This is a genomic window from Pseudomonas sp. MIACH, assembly GCF_001269925.1.
Lineage (GTDB): Bacteria > Pseudomonadota > Gammaproteobacteria > Pseudomonadales > Pseudomonadaceae > Aquipseudomonas.
In genome coordinates this window covers 47456-65047 of record NZ_LHVO01000027.1, presented here as the reverse complement: position 1 = coordinate 65047, position 17592 = coordinate 47456, and the positions used below count along the sequence as shown (strand labels likewise).

At 61.7% G+C, this 17592-nt stretch carries 14 protein-coding genes and 1 pseudogene; 11 read left to right on the top strand and 4 right to left on the bottom strand.

Features of this window, described 5'->3' with window-relative positions; translation table 11 throughout:
* Positions 1–2 precede the first annotated feature (2 nt).
* Positions 3–1058, bottom strand: a complete 1056-nt coding sequence (bioB, locus tag AD670_RS09690; RefSeq protein ID WP_010207025.1) for a biotin synthase BioB — start codon at positions 1056–1058, stop codon at positions 3–5.
* Positions 1059–1150: 92 nt separating this feature from the next.
* Between bioB and AD670_RS09685 the strand changes: the two genes are divergently transcribed.
* The 4 genes from AD670_RS09685 (at position 1151) to AD670_RS09670 (ending at position 5828) form a co-directional block, all read left to right on the top strand.
* Positions 1151–1888, top strand: coding sequence for a ComF family protein (locus AD670_RS09685; RefSeq protein WP_053131045.1), 738 nt, complete (start codon positions 1151–1153; stop codon positions 1886–1888).
* Between the two features lie 57 nt (positions 1889–1945).
* Positions 1946–2710, top strand: coding sequence for a TOBE domain-containing protein (locus tag AD670_RS09680; RefSeq protein ID WP_053131043.1), 765 nt, complete (start codon positions 1946–1948; stop codon positions 2708–2710).
* A 79-nt stretch (positions 2711–2789) separates the two neighbouring features.
* Positions 2790–4688 (top strand): PhoX family phosphatase, encoded by a 1899-nt coding sequence (locus AD670_RS09675; RefSeq protein WP_053131041.1) that lies wholly within the window; start codon positions 2790–2792, stop codon positions 4686–4688.
* Between the two features lie 165 nt (positions 4689–4853).
* A complete protein-coding gene (locus AD670_RS09670) occupies positions 4854–5828 on the top strand; it encodes a serine/threonine protein kinase (RefSeq protein WP_053131039.1) in 975 nt (324 codons plus the stop codon).
* A gap of 16 nt (positions 5829–5844) precedes the next feature.
* On the opposite strand, the pseudogene AD670_RS31930 reads toward AD670_RS09670, so the two are convergent.
* A pseudogene (locus AD670_RS31930) lies at positions 5845–5931 on the bottom strand (outer membrane lipoprotein carrier protein LolA); the annotation flags it as partial.
* An 85-nt stretch (positions 5932–6016) separates the two neighbouring features.
* On the opposite strand from AD670_RS31930, the gene rarD reads away from it, so the two are divergent.
* On the top strand, positions 6017–6901 hold the full coding sequence (gene rarD, locus AD670_RS09665) for an EamA family transporter RarD (RefSeq protein WP_053131035.1): 885 nt from the start codon (positions 6017–6019) through the stop codon (positions 6899–6901).
* Between the two features lie 111 nt (positions 6902–7012).
* Here the strand turns inward: rarD and AD670_RS09660 are convergent, their stop codons facing one another.
* On the bottom strand, positions 7013–7525 hold the full coding sequence (locus AD670_RS09660) for a glycine cleavage system protein R (protein ID WP_053131033.1): 513 nt from the start codon (positions 7523–7525) through the stop codon (positions 7013–7015).
* 266 nt (positions 7526–7791) lie between these two features.
* Here AD670_RS09660 and AD670_RS09655 point away from each other — a divergent pair, with 266 nt between their 5' ends.
* A complete protein-coding gene (locus AD670_RS09655; RefSeq protein WP_053131030.1) occupies positions 7792–9969 on the top strand; it encodes a malate synthase G in 2178 nt (725 codons plus the stop codon).
* Between the two features lie 115 nt (positions 9970–10084).
* On the opposite strand, the gene AD670_RS09650 is transcribed toward AD670_RS09655, so the two are convergent.
* Positions 10085–10531: a response regulator gene (locus tag AD670_RS09650; RefSeq protein WP_053131027.1), complete on the bottom strand. Its 447-nt coding sequence runs from the start codon at positions 10529–10531 to the stop codon at positions 10085–10087.
* Positions 10532–10777: 246 nt separating this feature from the next.
* Here AD670_RS09650 and AD670_RS09645 point away from each other — a divergent pair, with 246 nt between their 5' ends.
* From AD670_RS09645 to AD670_RS09625, 5 genes are all read left to right on the top strand, one after another.
* Entirely contained in the window at positions 10778–12700 is a 1923-nt protein-coding gene (locus tag AD670_RS09645) for a putative nucleotidyltransferase substrate binding domain-containing protein (protein WP_172681461.1), read from the top strand.
* The gene (locus tag AD670_RS09640; RefSeq protein ID WP_053131021.1) at positions 12697–13404 is read left to right on the top strand and encodes a PolC-type DNA polymerase III; all 708 of its coding nucleotides are present in this window, start codon (positions 12697–12699) and stop codon (positions 13402–13404) included. The genes AD670_RS09645 and AD670_RS09640 overlap by 4 nt, the downstream gene beginning before the upstream one ends.
* Before the next feature lie 100 nt (positions 13405–13504).
* Positions 13505–14023, top strand: coding sequence for an RNA polymerase sigma factor (locus tag AD670_RS09635; RefSeq protein ID WP_053131018.1), 519 nt, complete (start codon positions 13505–13507; stop codon positions 14021–14023).
* The gene (locus AD670_RS09630; RefSeq protein WP_053131015.1) at positions 14020–14988 is read left to right on the top strand and encodes a FecR domain-containing protein; all 969 of its coding nucleotides are present in this window, start codon (positions 14020–14022) and stop codon (positions 14986–14988) included. The genes AD670_RS09635 and AD670_RS09630 overlap by 4 nt, the downstream gene beginning before the upstream one ends.
* Before the next feature lie 135 nt (positions 14989–15123).
* Entirely contained in the window at positions 15124–17562 is a 2439-nt protein-coding gene (locus tag AD670_RS09625) for a TonB-dependent siderophore receptor (protein WP_053131012.1), read from the top strand.
* The last annotated feature ends 30 nt before the right edge of the window (positions 17563–17592 follow it).

The following is a 17592-nucleotide window of genomic DNA, read 5'->3' as shown; positions in this document are numbered from 1 at the left end:
AATCAAACAACGGCGTTGTAGAACTGCTCGCTGCTTTTCTGCTCTACCAACGCCTGCTCAATCGCCGCCTGGTGGACTTCATCGGCGTGCTCTTCACGGGCTTCCGGCAGGATGCCCAGGCGCGAGAACAGTTGCATGTCCTTGTCGGCCTGCGGGTTGGCAGTGGTCAGCAGTTTGTCGCCGTAGAAAATCGAGTTGGCACCGGCGAAAAACGCCAGGGCCTGCATCTGCTCGTTCATCGCTTCACGGCCGGCGGACAGCCGCACGTGGGATTGCGGCATCAGGATGCGCGCCACGGCGAGCATGCGGATGAAATCGAACGGGTCGATGTCCTCGGCGTTTTCCAGCGGTGTACCGGCGACTTTCACCAGCATGTTGATCGGCACCGACTCCGGATGCTCCGGCAGGTTGGCCAACTGGATCAGCAGGTTGGCGCGGTCGTCGAGGGACTCGCCCATGCCAAGGATGCCGCCGGAGCAGATCTTCATGCCCGACTCACGCACGTAGGCCAGGGTTTGCAGGCGCTCGCTGTAGGTACGGGTGGTGATGATGCTGCCGTAGAACTCCGGCGACGTGTCGAGGTTGTGGTTGTAGTAATCGAGGCCAGCCTGGGCCAGGGCTTCGGTCTGATCCTGGTCGAGACGGCCAAGGGTCATGCAGGTTTCCAGGCCCATGGCTTTCACGCCTTTGACCATCTGCAGCACATAGGGCATGTCTTTGGCCGATGGGTGTTTCCAGGCGGCGCCCATGCAGAAACGGGTCGAACCGATGGCCTTGGCGCGGGCGGCCTCTTCGAGGACCTTCTGCACTTCCATCAGCTTTTCTTTTTCCAGGCCAGTGTTGTAGTGGCCCGACTGCGGACAATATTTGCAATCTTCCGGGCAGGCGCCGGTCTTGATCGACAGCAGGGTCGACACCTGGACACGGTTGGCATCGAAGTGCGCGCGGTGCACGGTCTGCGCCTGGAACAACAGGTCATTGAACGGTTGCACGAACAACGCTTTGACTTCGGCTAAGGACCAATCGTGACGCAAGGTGGCGGTGGTGCTGGCGCTCATGGGCGATTCCTTGATTATGCTTTGGCAAGCGCTGCGGGAAGGGCAATACCCACAGGCACGACACGGATGCTCGGCATATTTAAGGAAGATTCATGCACTGTCAACCGAGATACAAACATGAAGTTTACATCTGGCTAAAAAACAACCAACCGTGTTTAATCTGCGATGAACGCACGGGAACCGCCGATTTTATCTGCAACGCCTGCGAAATCGAACTGCCATGGCTCATGGAGCACTGCACGGTGTGCGCCTTACCGTTGCCGATGGACGGTCTGGTCTGCGGCGAATGCCAGAAACACCCGCCCGCGTTTAAACAGGTGATCGCGCCCTGGGCCTACAGCTTTCCCGTCGACACCTTGATCAGCCGCTTCAAGCACCAGGCACGCTGGCCACTGGGGCATCTGCTGGGTCACCTGCTGGGGCAACACCTGCAGCATCGCTTCGACAACGCCGAACTCACGCGACCCGACTGCCTGTTGCCGGTGCCCATGGCCCGCAAGCGCCTGCGCGAACGTGGCTACAACCAGGCCCTGATGCTGGCACGCTGGCTGAGCGCAGACCTGAGCATCGAATATGATGAACATCTGTTGTTACGCCCCCATGAAACCGTGGCGCAACAACACCTCGACGCCAAGACCCGCAAACGCAACCTGCTGGGCGCCTTCGCCTTGGCCGGCGATGCCCAGGTGCAAGACCGGCACTTTGCGTTGGTGGACGACGTGCTCACCACCGGCGCCACCGCCCACAGCCTGGCGCGGTTGTTGATGAACGCTGGCGCGCGGCAGGTCGATGTGTACTGCCTGGCCCGCACCCCCAAACCCGGCGCCTGACTTGACTCCCGTGCGCCAGGGCGGCAACGTCGGCGCATCTCATTGAAGTGTGTCCCCATGTCCCTGCCGACGTCCCTCAGCCAACATATCCTGCGCCGCCCCCAGCGCATCGCCTTGCTCGGGCATATTGCCGAGCAAGGCTCAATCACCCGCGCCGCCAAAAGCGCCGGATTGAGCTACAAGGCCGCCTGGGACGCCATCGATGAACTGAATAACCTGGCGCAAAAGCCATTGGTGGAGCGCAGCGTCGGCGGCAAGGGCGGCGGCGGCGCCAAACTCACGGCCGAGGGTGAACGGGTATTGCGCCTCTACCAGCGCCTGCAAGTGTTGCAGGCCGAAGTGCTCGGCTCGGATGAAGCCGCCAGCGACTTCAACCTGCTTGGCCGCTTGATGCTGCGCACCAGCGCGCGCAACCAGTTGCACGGGCAAGTGATCGCCATCGAGTCCCATGGCCGCAACGACCTGATCCATCTGCAACTGGCCGGCGGGCTGACCCTGCAAGCACAAATCACCCACGACAGCACGCAACGGCTGGAGCTGGAACCCGGCGTGGAAGTGGTCGCGCTGATCAAGGCCGGCTGGTTGGAATTACTGGCGCTGGATACGCCTGCAACACCTGGACACAATTGCATGAACGGGACCGTAGACGCGATTCTCGCCGCCGAGGACGGCCCCAGCGAAGTGCGCATCGCCCTGCCCAACGGCCAGGTTTTATGCGCCTTGGCGCAGCCCGCCGTGCTTCAGGCCTTGGACGCCGCCGTGGGTCGCACGCTCCAGGTGCAATTTGCGCCCAGCAATGTACTGCTCGGCACGCCGGTCTAAGCGGCACGGCGCGTCAAACTGCAACAATTTCGTCACGCCCGCTCCTTAAGGTGTCTGCAAAAACCGCAGGGAGCCTGATATGAGCCTATTAGAAGAAAACCAAGCCACCGACCTCGAACAGATGGTTGGCCTCACCCGCCGCCGCTTTATCGGTGCCGGCGCCCTCTGTGGTGCGGCGATGTTCCTCGGCGGCAACCTGCTGAGCCGCAGCGCACTGGCCGTCAACGCCGCGTCCGCCAGCCCGTTGCTGGGCTTTGCCAGCATCGCCGCCGCCACCAGCGACACCATCACCCTGCCGCCGGGTTACAGCGCCTCGGTGCTGATCAGTTGGGGCCAACCGCTGCACAAGAGCGCCCCGGCCTTCGACCCGTCCGGTAACGGCACCGCCAAGGCCCAGGAACAGCAGTTCGGCGACAACAACGACGGCATGAGCCTGTTCGCCTTCCCCGGCGACGACAACCGCGCGCTGATGGCGATCAACAACGAATACACCAACTACCGCTACCTCTACGCCCACGGCGGCGCGCCGCAATCGGCCGAAGACGTGCACAAGGCCCAGGCCAGCGAAGGCGTGTCGGTGATCGAAGTGCGGCGCAAAGGTGACACCTGGCAATTCGTCCAGGACTCGCGCTACAACCGCCGCATCCACGGCAACTCACCGATCCGCCTGAGCGGCCCCGCCGCCGGCCACGAATGGTTGAAAACCAGCGCCGACAAGTCGGGCAAAAAAGTCCTCGGCACCTTCCAGAACTGCGCCAACGGCAAGACCCCATGGGGCACTTACCTGACCTGCGAAGAGAACTTCACCGACTGCTTCGGCAGCAGCAACCCACAGCAAAGCTTCGATGCCGGGCAGAAACGCTACGGCGTGGTGGCCGCCAGCAAAGAGATCAACTGGCACCTGCACGACCCGCGCTTCGACATGGCCAAGAACCCCAACGAACTCAACCGCCACGGCTGGGTAGTGGAAATCGACCCGTTCGACCCGCAATCCACCCCGGCCAAACGCACCGCCCTGGGCCGTTTCAAGCACGAGAACGCCGCCCTGGCAGAAACCCGTGACGGCCGCGCCGTGGTGTACATGGGCGACGACGAGCGCGGCGAGTTCATCTACAAGTTCGTCAGCCGCGACAAGATCAACCACAAGAACCCCAAGGCCAACAAAGACCTGCTCGACCACGGCACCTTGTACGTGGCCATCTTCGATGCGGGCGATGGCAACGCCGATCATCCGAAAGGCAAAGGGCAATGGGTCGAGCTGACCCATGGCAAAAACGGCATCGACGCCAGCACCGGCTTCGCCAGCCAGGCCGAAGTGCTGATCCACGCACGCCTGGCCGCCAGTGTGGTGAAAGCCACACGCATGGACCGCCCGGAATGGATCGTGGTCAGCCCTACCGACGGCCAGGTCTATTGCACCCTGACCAACAACGCCAAGCGCGGCGAAGACGGCCAACCGGTGGGCGGGCCCAACCCGCGTGAGAAAAACGTCTACGGCCAGATCCTGCGCTGGAAGGCCAACGCCGATGACCACGGCGCAGCGGACTTCAGCTGGGACCTGTTTGTGGTGGCCGGCAACCCGGGCGCGCATGCCGGCACGCCAAAAGGCGGCTCGTCGAACATCAACCCGCAGAACATGTTCAACAGCCCCGATGGCCTGGGGTTCGACAAGGCCGGGCGTCTGTGGATTCTCACCGATGGCGACTACAGCAACGCCGGCGACTTCGCTGGCATGGGCAACAACCAGATGCTCTGCGCCGACCCAAGCACCGGGGAAATCCGTCGTTTCATGGTTGGGCCGGTGGCCTGTGAGGTGACGGGCATCAGCTTCTCGCCGGATCAGAAAACCCTGTTTGTGGGGATTCAGCACCCAGGCGAAACCGGTGGTTCGACCTGGCCGGAACACCTGCCGAATGGCAAGCCGCGTTCTTCGGTGATGGCGATACGGCGCGATGATGGCGGGATTGTCGGCGCCTGATAGAACGCCCCACTGTAGGAGCGGGCTTGCCCGCGAAGATCGTCAACGATAACGCAGCGGAACCTGACACCCCACTGCGCGCTCAGGTTTTTCGCGAGCAAGCTCGCTCCTACAGCGTTACCATACCCGGCCGGACGCGGCGACCTGCTGCGCGCAGGAGTTCGCATGGCCCATCCGTTTGAAACACTCACCCCCGACCTGGTACTCGACGCTGTCGAAAGCATCGGTTTCCTCAGCGATGCTCGCGTTCTGGCGCTCAACAGCTACGAAAACCGCGTGTATCAGGTAGGCATCGAAGACTCCGAACCGCTGATCGCCAAGTTCTACCGCCCCCAGCGCTGGACCAACGAAGCGATCCTCGAAGAGCACCGTTTCACCTTCGAGTTGGCCGAATGCGAAGTGCCGGTGGTCGCGCCGATGATTCATAACGGCGAAAGCCTGTTCGAACACGCGGGTTTCCGCTTCACCTTGTTCCCTCGCCGTGGCGGCCGTGCACCGGAGCCGGGCAACCTTGACCAGCTTTATCGCCTTGGGCAGCTACTCGGCCGCTTGCACGCCGTGGGGTCTACCCGCCCGTTCGAACACCGCGAAGCCTTGGGTGTGAAGAACTTCGGCCACGACTCCCTCACCACCCTGCTCGAAGGCAACTTCATTCCCAAGAGCCTGCTGCCGGCCTACGAGTCCGTAGCGCGCGACCTGCTCAAGCGTGTGGAAGAGGTCTACAAAGCCACGCCGCACAAGAACATCCGCATGCACGGCGATTGCCACCCCGGCAACATGATGTGCCGCGATGAGATGTTCCACATCGTCGACCTCGACGACTGCCGCATGGGCCCGGCGGTGCAGGACTTGTGGATGATGCTTGCCGGTGATCGCCAGGAATGCCTGGGCCAACTGTCGGAACTGATGGACGGCTACCAGGAGTTCCACGACTTCGACCCGCGCGAACTGGCGCTGATCGAACCGCTGCGCGCATTGCGCCTGATGCACTACAGCGCCTGGCTGGCACGGCGCTGGGATGACCCCGCGTTCCCCCACAGCTTCCCGTGGTTCGGCAGCGAGCGGTACTGGGGCGACCAAGTGCTGGCGTTGCGTGAGCAGCTCTCAGCGCTCAACGAAGAACCCCTCAAACTCTTCTGAAATCGCCGCTCGCTCCTGTAGGAGCGAGCTTGCTCGCGAAAAACCTGAGGGCGCCGCGTGCAGTCAGGATGCCCGCGTTATCGTTAACGATCTTCGCGAGCAAGCCCGCTCCTACAGAAGGGTAATCCCATTGGTTGACAAATATCCTTACAATCGCGCTTTGTTAGCTGCCTAAGCAAGGACTCCGAATGCAAGCCGCCAACCCCCGCAAGGGGTACATCCTGGGCCTCAGCGCCTATGTCATCTGGGGTCTGTTCCCGCTCTACTTCAAAGCCATCGCCAGTGTGCCCGCCGCCGAAATCATCGTGCACCGGGTGCTCTGGTCGGCGCTGTTCGGTGGTTTGCTGTTGATGGTGTGGAAGCACCCCGGCTGGTTCCGCGAATTGCGCGACAACCCCAAGCGCCTGGCAATCCTGGCACTCAGCGGCTCGTTGATCGCCGGTAACTGGCTGACCTATGTGTGGTCGGTCAACAGCGGGCGCATGCTCGAAGCGAGCCTGGGTTACTACATCAACCCGCTGGTGAATGTGCTGCTGGGCATGCTGCTCCTCGGCGAGCGCCTGCGTCGCCTGCAATGGGTGGCCGTGGCACTCGCCGCTGTGGGGGTGGCGCAGCAGGTATGGCAGGTGGGCAGCTTGCCATGGGTGTCGTTGGTGCTGGCGCTGACCTTCGGTTTCTACGGCCTGATCCGCAAGCAGGCGCCGGTCAAGGCACTGCCGGGGCTGGTGGTGGAAACCTGGATGCTGGTGCCGATTGCTGTCGCGTGGTTGCTGTTCAACCCCTCGGCCCATAGTGCGCAGTTGGCCTTCTGGAGCACTTCCGAAGCCTGGTGGCTGGTGGCCGCAGGCCCGGTGACCCTGATCCCGCTGGTGTGCTTCAACGCCGCCGCGCGGCATTTGCCCTACACCGCCTTAGGCTTTTTGCAGTATGTGGCACCGACCCTGGTGTTGCTGGAAGCCGTGCTGCTGTTCGGCGAACACCTGGCGCCAAGCACGCTGATCGCCTTCGCCTTTATCTGGGCAGGCCTGGTGGTCTACAGCGTGGACGCCTGGCTCACCGTGCGCAAGCGCTGATCAAATAACGTACAAGCCTCTGTAAGCCACAGCCAGCGTGGCTTGCAGACATTCACCCAAAGGTTATCCACAGGCCCATGCAAGATTTCCATGCATAACCTTGTGGACCAATCATTCCTCGGCGCGCAGTTCCACCATCAGGTCATCCGCCAAGGTTTCCAGCGACGCCTGCAACTTATCCAGGGACAGCGTCGCGGGCACCTGCAATAACGCCTCGGCATTGAACAGCGGATCACCGCTCATCGGGGCCGGCCGCACATCGGTGCTCAGGCGTTCCAGGTTCACGCCCTGCTTGCTCAACAGCGCGGTTATCTCACGCACGATGCCCGAGCGGTCATTGCCGACCAAGGTCATCACAATCGGTTTGGAAGCCGATGCCTGCCCGGTGCAGCCCTCTCCTACCAGCACGCGAATGCCATGGGTGGATAAGTCTTCCAGCGCCCCTACCAACGCCTGACGGCTCTCCGCAGGAACACTGACCCGCAGGATCCCGGCAAACTGCCCGGCCATATGCGCCATTCGGCTTTCCAGCCAATTGCCGCCGTGGGCCGCAATGTTCTGCGCGATGCGTTCCACCAGGCCGGGTTTGTCGGCGGCGATAATAGTGAGTACAAGATGGTCCATGGCGACGCCCTCTGAATTCAATCTACAAGGTGGACTCGGAAGCCCTCGAAAACAAATCGTGTACCATTTTTATTTTTATCTGGAACAATCCAATAGTTTTTTGAGAACATCCGGTTCTCCGCTGTGACCGTACGACCAAAGTGGGTCGCTAAACGACGTATTTAGTCTAATTTTCACAACCGCAAGTCATCATGTAGTATGCCCTCCCGTGCACTACATAATGAAAATCTGAAACAGCGCATAAGCTCCGCAGAGTGAGGCAAGCAATGACTGAACACGTTCAAGTCGGTGGCCTGCAGGTCGCCAAAGTCCTGTTCGACTTCGTGAACAACGAAGCCATTCCCGGTACCGGCATCACGGCCGACCAGTTCTGGGCCGGCGCCGACAAGGTCATCCACGACCTGGCGCCGAAGAACAAAGCCCTACTCGCCAAACGCGACGATTTCCAGGCGCGGATCGATACCTGGCACCAGACCCACGCCGGCCAGGCCCATGACCCGGTGGCCTACAAAGCCTTCCTGCAAGACATCGGATACCTGCTGCCAGAAGCCGCAGACTTCCAGGCCTCGACCCAAAACGTCGATGACGAGATCGCCCGCATGGCCGGCCCGCAGCTGGTGGTGCCGGTGATGAACGCCCGCTTCGCCCTCAACGCTTCCAATGCGCGTTGGGGCTCGCTGTACGACGCGCTGTATGGCACCGACGCCATCAGCGAAGCCGACGGCGCCGAGAAGGGCAAGGGCTACAACAAAGTGCGTGGCGACAAGGTCATTGCCTTCGCCCGTGCCTTCCTCGACGAAGCCGCGCCACTGAGCGCCGGCAGCCACGTCGATTCCACCGGCTACAAGATCGCCGACGGCAAGCTGATCGTCAGCCTCAAGGGCGGCAGCAACAGCGGCCTGCGCGACGACGCCCAGTTGATCGGTTTCCAGGGCCCTGCTGCCGAGCCGATCGCGATCCTGCTGAAACACAACGGCCTGCATTTCGAAATCCAGATCGACGCCAGCACCCCGGTCGGCCAGACCGATGCCGCCGGCGTCAAAGACGTGCTGATGGAAGCCGCGCTGACCACCATCATGGACTGTGAAGACTCCGTCGCCGCCGTCGACGCCGATGACAAAGTGGTGATCTACCGCAACTGGCTCGGCCTGATGAAGGGCGACCTGGCCGAAGAAGTGGCCAAGGGCGGCAAGACCTTCACCCGCACCATGAACGCCGACCGCGTCTACACCGGCGTCGACGGCCAGGACGTGACGCTGCACGGCCGTTCGCTGCTGTTCGTGCGTAACGTTGGCCACTTGATGACCATCGACGCGATCCTCGACAAAGACGGCAACGAAGTACCGGAAGGCATCCTCGACGGCCTGCTCACCAGCCTGGCGGCGATCCACAGCCTCAACGGCAACAACACGCGCAAGAACAGCCGCACCGGTTCGGTCTACATCGTGAAGCCGAAGATGCACGGCCCGGAAGAAGCCGCGTTCACCAACGAGCTGTTCGGCCGCATCGAAGACGTGCTGAACCTGCCGCGCAACACCCTCAAGGTCGGGATCATGGACGAGGAGCGCCGCACCACGGTCAACCTCAAGGCCTGCATCAAGGCCGCCAGCGAGCGCGTGGTGTTTATCAACACCGGCTTCCTCGACCGTACCGGTGACGAAATCCACACCTCCATGGAAGCCGGCGCGATGGTGCGCAAGGCGGCGATGAAGGCGGAAAAATGGATCGGCGCCTACGAGAACTGGAACGTCGATATCGGCTTGAGCACCGGCCTGCAAGGCCGTGCACAGATCGGTAAAGGCATGTGGGCGATGCCCGACCTGATGGCGGCGATGCTTGAGCAGAAAATCGCCCACCCACTGGCCGGCGCCAACACCGCTTGGGTGCCATCGCCAACGGCCGCCGCACTGCACGCGCTGCACTACCACAAGGTCGACGTGTTCGCGCGCCAGGCCGAACTGGCCAAGCGCGAGCGCGCGTCGGTAGACGACATCCTGACCATTCCTCTGGCCAGCAACACCGACTGGTCCGAGGAAGAAATCCGCAACGAACTGGACAACAACGCCCAGGGCATCCTCGGCTATGTCGTGCGCTGGATCGACCAAGGCGTGGGCTGCTCGAAAGTGCCGGACATCAACGACGTCGGCCTGATGGAAGACCGCGCCACCCTGCGCATCTCCAGCCAGCACATCGCCAACTGGTTGCGCCACGGCATCGTCACCGAAGCCCAGGTGATGGAAAGCCTCAAGCGCATGGCGCCGGTGGTGGACCGTCAGAATGCAGGGGATGCGTTGTACCGTCCGCTCGCGCCGGATTTCGACAGCAATATCGCGTTCCAGGCCGCGGTGGAGCTGGTGATTGAAGGGACCAAGCAGCCGAATGGCTATACCGAGCCGGTGTTGCACCGTCGGCGTCGGGAGTTCAAGGCTAAAAACGGCCTGTAAATGAAAAAGCCCTGATCGTGAGATCAGGGCTTTTTCTTTGGGGCGGTGCTGGATGTACGCGGTCAACTGTGGGAGGGGGCTTGCTCCCGATGAGGCGCGTACAGACACCGCAAAATCAGGAAGCCATCCCCAACTCGCGCTTGACCAGCTTCGCCAACTTCACGCTGTCGATCGGCTTCAACAGAAAATCCACCACGCTCAAATGCATCGCATCAATCACATCCGGCGCTTCGGCATCCCCCGACATGATGATGATGGGCAACGCGGCGCGAGTGGATTCGCGCACCTGCTTGATCAACTCCAGACCGCTGCTGGGTTTCATGCGCAGATCGGTGATCAGCAAACCGATGGAGCTGCTGGATTTCAACAAACTCCACGCGGCCTCACCACTTTCGGCAGTCATGCAGCGAATACCGTCCAACCCCAAGATCTCCGCCAACAGTTCCCGCGCGTCCTTGTCATCGTCAACAATCAACACGCGTTGTGGCGGTAAATCAGGCTCCAGCATCACGGCGCTCAGCGCCTCGCGCTCGGCATCACTCAAAATATCGTGGTCGGACATACGTTTCTCAGCAGTTTTCGTCAATCTCCCAGCACACTCGTCAGACATCTGCGGAAGGGCGATCAATGTGCACTTCGTCGGAAAGTTTGCCTAGTGGGCGTTCTACGGGGTTTGGACGATAGTCGTGTAAGGTTTTTCCTTAGTTATGCGGCATTTTCATCGACCTAGACTTACGTCCAATGGGCACCTGCCGCTCAGGAGTCGACCATGCAGGACGATAACGACAAAAAAATTGCGGTCATGGTTATGAGTAAAGCTGATGCCTTCGCCCAGGCGGGGAAAACTGCTGTATTGCAGAACATCCACGGCACCCTGCAGTTCCTGCAACGCTTCCCACCGTTCAACCAGATGGAACACGCGCACCTGGCGTTCCTGGTGGAACAGTGCCAGTTGCGCTTCTTCGGCCCCGGCGAGAGCATCCTCAAGCCCTCGGGCGGGCCGGTCGAACACTTTTACATCGTCAAGCAAGGCCGAGTCGTGGGTGAGCGCCCGGACTCAGCAGAAACCACCTTCGAAATCACCACCGGTGAGTGTTTTCCCCTCGCGGCGCTGTTAGGAGAGCGGGCCACCCGCACCGAACATAAAGCCGCCGAAGACACCTTCTGCCTGCAACTGAACAAGCCAGCCTTTATCAAGCTGTTCGCCCTCTCCAGCCCGTTCCGGGACTTCGCCTTGCGCGGCGTCAGCAGCCTGTTGGACCAGATCAACCAGCAAGTGCAGCAAAAAGCCGTGGAAACCCTCGGCACGCAATACTCCCTGAACACCCGTCTGGGCGAATTGGCCATGCGCCACCCGGTCACCTGCAGCCCGCAGACACCGCTACGCGAAGCGGTAACGCTGATGCATGAGCAGCAGGTGGGCAGCATTGTGATCGTCGACGAAGACAAGGCCCCCCTGGGCATTTTCACCCTGCGCGACCTGCGCCAGGTGGTGGCCGACGGCACCGGCGACTTCAGCCAGGGCATTGAAGGCCATATGACCCAGGCGCCGTTCTTTTTAACGCCGGACCACAGCGCCTTCGACGCCGCCATCGCCATGACCGAGCGGCATATCGCCCACGTCTGCCTGGTCAAGGACCAGCGCCTGTGCGGCGTGGTGTCCGAGCGCGACCTGTTTTCCCTGCAACGGGTCGACCTGGTGCACCTGGCCCGCACCATCCGCAATGCGCCACGGGTGGAGAACCTGGTAGCGCTGCGCGGCGAGATCGGCCAACTGGTGGAGCGCATGCTCGCCCATGGCGCGTCGTCGACCCAGATCACCCACATCATTACCCTGCTCAACGATCACACCGTGTGCCGGGTGATCGAGCTGACCCTGGCCGAAAAAGGCGACCCCGGCGTGCCGTTCAGTTGGCTGTGTTTCGGCAGCGAAGGCCGGCGCGAGCAGACGCTGTACACCGACCAGGACAACGGCATCCTGTTCGAAGCCAAGGACGCGGTGGAAGCCGCCGAGATTCGCGAGCGGTTGCTGCCCCTGGCGCAGCAGATCAACCAGAGCCTGGCGCTGTGCGGGTTCAGCCTGTGCAAAGGCAATATCATGGCCGGCAACCCGGAGCTGTGCCTGTCGCGCGCTGAATGGGCACGGCGGTTTGCCGCGTTTATTCGCGAGGCGACGCCGGAGAACCTGCTGGGGTCGAGTATCTATTTTGACCTGCGCGCAGTCTGGGGCGATGAACGGGGCTGCGAGCAACTGCGCCAGGGCATTCTTGACCAGGTCGGGGATAACCGGCTGTTCCAACGCATGCTGGCCGAGAACGCCTTGCGCCAGCGTCCGCCCGTAGGACGTTTCCGCGATTTTGTGCTGACCCGTAAAGGCGCGGAAAAGGCCACACTCGACCTCAAAGTGCAGGGCCTGACACCTTTTGTAGATGGCGCGCGCCTGCTGGCCATGGCCAATGGCATCCACGCCAATAACACCCTGGAGCGCCTGCGCCAGTTGGTGGTCAAAGAAGTGATCGAGCCGCTGGATGGCGCCGCTTATGAAGAGGCGTACCACTTTATCCAGCAAACCCGCATGCAGCAGCACCAGTTGCAGACCCGGGAAAACCAGCCGTACTCCAACCGCGTCGACCCCGACAGCCTCAACCACCTGGACCGGCGCATCCTGCGCGAATCCCTGCGCCAGGCCCAGCGCCTGCAGAGCAGCCTGACGTTGCGGTATCAGCTGTGAGTCTGTTCAGTTGGCTGCGGACGAAAAAACCGGGACTCGACAGCACGCAACAACAGCGTCTGGAGCAACTGCGCAAGCCCTCACCGCTGGGCAACGATCCGTTGCGCAGCCAGCGCTGGGTCGTGGTGGACCTGGAAACCAGCGGCCTGAACCTCAACCGTGACCAGGTGCTGTCCATCGGCGCGGTTGTGATCGAGGACGGCGCGGTGGACTTTTCCCAACTGTTCGAGCGCACCCTGCACCGCGCCGAAACCAAACTCAGCCCCAGCGTGTTGATCCACGGCATCGGCCCCAGCGCGATTGCTGCCGGCAGCGACCCGGTCGAGGCACTGTTGGACTTCATGGAGTTTGTCGGCGACAGCCCGCTGCTCGCCTTCCACGCGCCGTTCGATCAACACATGCTGGGCCGCGCGCTCAAGGACAGCCTGGGTTACCGCCTGGCCCACCCATTCCTCGATGTGGCCGACATCGCCCCGCTGCTGTGTCCCGAGGCACCGATCCGCGAAGCCGGGCTGGACGACTGGATCAATCACTTCAACCTGCACGTAGGCGAGCGCCATCACGCCAGCGCCGACGCACTCGCCACGGCGGAGCTGATGCTGATCCTGTTCAGCCGCGCGCGTCAGCAGCAGATCGACACGCCTCAGGCACTGCAAGAGCGCTTGAGCCAATGGAAACGGCGTAAACACGCGCCATCGTTTTAATGTCATCTCCCGACAGACGCCAATTGCGCCCGCTCTACGCCTCTGAGACAATCGCGAATAATTCTCGTTAGTTTAAACCTACAGTTTATTCGGTGATGCCTTGTCGTCGGTCCAGAACCCACACAGTGAGCTTGTTGGCGCGTTGTATCGCGACCATCGTGGCTGGCTGCTGGCCTGGCTGCGGCGCAACGTAGCCTGCCCGAGCCGCGCCGAAGACCTGAGCCAGGACACCTTCATGCGCCTGCTCGGCCGTGACGAGTTGCGCGAGCCCCGCGAACCACGGGCATTTCTGGTGGCCATCGCCAAGGGTTTGCTGTTCGACTACTTCCGTCGCGCCGCCCTCGAACAGGCTTACCTCACCGAATTGATGCTGATCCCGGAAAGCGAACACCCTTCGCCCGAAGAGCAGCAACTGATCCTCGAAGACCTCAAGGCCATCGACCGCCTGCTCGGCAAGCTGTCGAGCAAGGCCCGCGCCGCCTTCCTCTATAACCGCCTCGACGGGCTGGGCCACGCTGAAATCGCCCAACGCCTGGGTGTGTCGGTGCCGCGTGTGCGCCAGTACCTGGCCCAGGGCATTCGCCAGTGCTACATCGCCCTGTATGGCGAGCCGCTATGACCCTGATCAGCGCCAAACCGGTCTCAGCACGGGTGCTGGATGCGGCGATTGCCTGGCAGTTGTCCCTCGATTCGGGCGACGACAGTCCGGTGGAGCGCGAAGAATTCAGCAAATGGCTGGCCAGCGATGAAGAGCACGCCCGTGCCTGGCGCCAACTGGGCATGCTCGACCAGCGTTTCAGCGCGGCTTCGGGCCCGGCGCGCGCGGCGTTATTGCAGTCGCGCGAAGGCATTCGCCAGCGCGTGCGCAAGCTGGGCAGCGGCCTGGCGAGTATTGCGCTGATATGCGGCCTGGCGTTGTTTGCCGGCGAGCGCTATGTGCCGATCCACTATTGGCTGGCCGACCAGCGCACCGCCACCGGCGAGCAGCGCACGCTGAAACTGGCGGACGGTACGTTGATCAACCTCAACACCCACAGTGCCATCGACGTGCGCTTCGATGAAAAGCGCCGGCTGATCGTGTTGCAGGAAGGCGAAATCTTCGTCGAGACCGGCCACGACGATGCGCGTCCGTTCTATGTGCAAACCCGCGACGGCAGCCTGCGCGCGCTGGGCACGCGGTTTATCGTCAAGCGCGAAGACGACGCCACGCGCCTGAGCGTGCTGCAATCAGCGGTGGGTGCCCAGCCCGAAGCGCTGCAACAGGAACAGGTGTTCAAGGCCGGCCAACAAGTGTTGATGCGCAGCGACGGCCTCGGCCCTGCCTTTGCCGTCACCCCCGCCACCGATGCCTGGACGCGCGGCATGTTGGTGGTCGACAACGCCCGCCTGGGCGATGTGGTGCAGGAACTCAGCCGCTACCGCACCGGCTATCTGGGGGTGGATAAAAACGTCGCCGACCTGCGCATCACCGGCAGCTTCCCACTGCACGACACCACCCTGGCGCTCAATGCGCTGCTGCCCACACTCCCGGTGCAGATCGAACAGCACACGCCGTGGTGGGTGACGGTCACGGGTAAGCCTTAGGTTCTGTGGTAGCGGGGCTTGCTCCGATGAGGCCCTCAAACCCACCACAAAAAATATTTTGATCCTGCCCTATCACTTTTCGATTCTCGTTCGGCACATAGGCAATTGCGAATTACTTCCATTCAGGAGCCGCCCATGTCCCGCACGCTAGACACCTTGTTGCGCCCCAGCCTGTTAGCCGTGGCTATTGCCCTCAGCGCCCCACTGACCAGCACTGCGCTGATTGCCGCCGAACAAGCCTCCAGCGTGCGCGCCTACAACCTGCCGGCCGCACCGCTGGCCAGCACCCTGAACCAGATCGCCAGCCAGGCCGGCCTGGCACTGACCCTCAACCCGACGCTGGCAGCAGGCAAGACCTCGGCCCCGGTCCAAGGCCAGTTCGATGCACCGAGCGCACTGCGTGAAGCCTTGCGCGGCACCGGCTTGCAGCTGGAGCAGAGCAGCGCGGGGACGTACACGCTGGTGGCGGTTCCGGAGGGGGTGATGGCGCTGCCGGTGACTAACATCACAGGGCAAGGCGGCTATGAAAGTGCATGGGGTCCGGTGGACGGCTATGTTGCAACACGCACTGCGGCGGGCACCAAGACTGATACACCGATTGCCGAGCTGCCACGTTCGGTGACCGTGATCACTCGCAAACAAATGGAAGACCGATCCGTACTCAACCTCAACGACGCTTTGCGCTACACCGCTGGCGTGCAGAGTTCCGGCTACGGTTCCGATTCCCGAAGTGACTGGCTGCTGGTACGCGGTTTTGTCCCTACTCAATTCCTCGACGGCCTGCCATTACCCAAAGGCAACTACGCCACGCCAAAGATCGACACCTGGAACCTGGAACGCATTGCCGTCCTGCGCGGCCCGGCATCGTCGGTCTACGGGCAAACCCCGCCCGGTGGTTTGCTGGACATGGTCAGCCGCCGCCCCCAGGCCGAAAGCTCGAATGAGATCGAAGTACAGGCCGGCAGCAACAACCATAAGCAGATCAACTTCGACAGCACCGGCAAGATCGACGACGAGGGCCAGTTCCTGTACCGCGTCAGCGGCGTGGTGCGCGACAGCAACACCGCCGTGGATCACATCCCGGACAAGCGCTACAACATCGCCCCGAGCCTGACCTGGAATATCAACGACGACAGCAAACTGACGTTGCTCACCCAGTTCACCCGTGACGATACCGGCATCACCGGGCAGTTCCTGCCGCTGCAAGGCACCAAGCTGAGTTCGCCGGCCGGCAAGATCTCCCATCACAAGAACCTGGGTGATCCGGATTGGGAATTCTACGACCGTACCTACTACGCCCTTGGCTACGCTTTCGAAACGCGTCTGAACGATACCTGGCAGTTCCATCAGAACCTGCGCTACACCAAGAACGATTTGTCGTTCCAAGGCATCACTGCCGGTGGCGCCTTCTTTCCGAATGGCCCTGAAGTGGCGGTCGACACCGACGGCAACGTAAGTCGCTCGGCCGGCAAGGTCGATGAAAATATCGGTCAGTTCGCCGTCGACAACAACTTCCAGGCCGACTTCCAGACTGGCGCGGTAAGCCACACGCTGTTGCTGGGGCTGGACCACCAGCGCTCTACCAGCGACGCGCGCTGGTTATGGGGGTCGGCGGGTGTGCCGACCATCAACTTCAATCGTCCGGTGTACGGGCAGGACTTCTCCAAGGTCCAGTACTTCACCATGTACGACTACACCCAAAAGACCCAGCAGACCGGCCTGTACGTCCAGGACCAGATGGCCCTCGACAACTGGCGCCTGACCCTCGGCGGTCGTGAAGACTGGGTACATACCGGTACCACCTTCCATAACCTGAATGATGCGACCAACACCCAGCGTGACAAGCACTTCAGCGGCAACGCGGCGCTGAGCTACGTCTTCGACAACGGCATCACCCCGTATCTGTCCTACGCCGAATCATTCCAGGCCGGCTCAGGTACGCAAGTGGGCAGCACCGGGGCATTCAAGCCCACTGAAGGCAAACAGTACGAAGCCGGTATCAAGTATCAGCCTCCAGGCACCAAGGCGTTGTTCACCGCTGCCGTGTTCGACCTGACCCAGCAAAATACCTCAGTCACCGAGGGCAGTATCACTCGCCAAGTGGGTGAGGTGCAGGTACGTGGCCTGGAGTTGGAAGCCAGTGCCGACGTCACCGAAAGCCTGAAACTGGTGGGTTCATATACCTATAACGACAGCGAAATCACTCAAGGCGTTGCCGCTGAAAAAGGCAACCGTCTCAACCAATTACCTCGCAACCAGGCCACAGGCTGGGCTGACTACACATGGCGCAGCGGGCCACTGGACGGTTTTGGTGTGGGTGCGGGCGTACGTTACGTCGGCGATACCTACGGCAACGCTGCCAACACCGACCTGGGCCATGTAGGCTCCTACACCGTTTACGACGCCTCGGTGCATTACGATCTCGGCCGCTTGAACAGCACTATGAAGGGTGTGACCGTGGCCGTTGATGCCAAGAACATCTTCAACAAGGACTACCTGTCTACCTGCGATGGTTTCTACTGCTACTACGGCGACCAACGTAACGTGGTCGCCAGCGTGAACTACAAATTCTAAGACGGTGAGAAACCGCTGATGAAGGGCCGC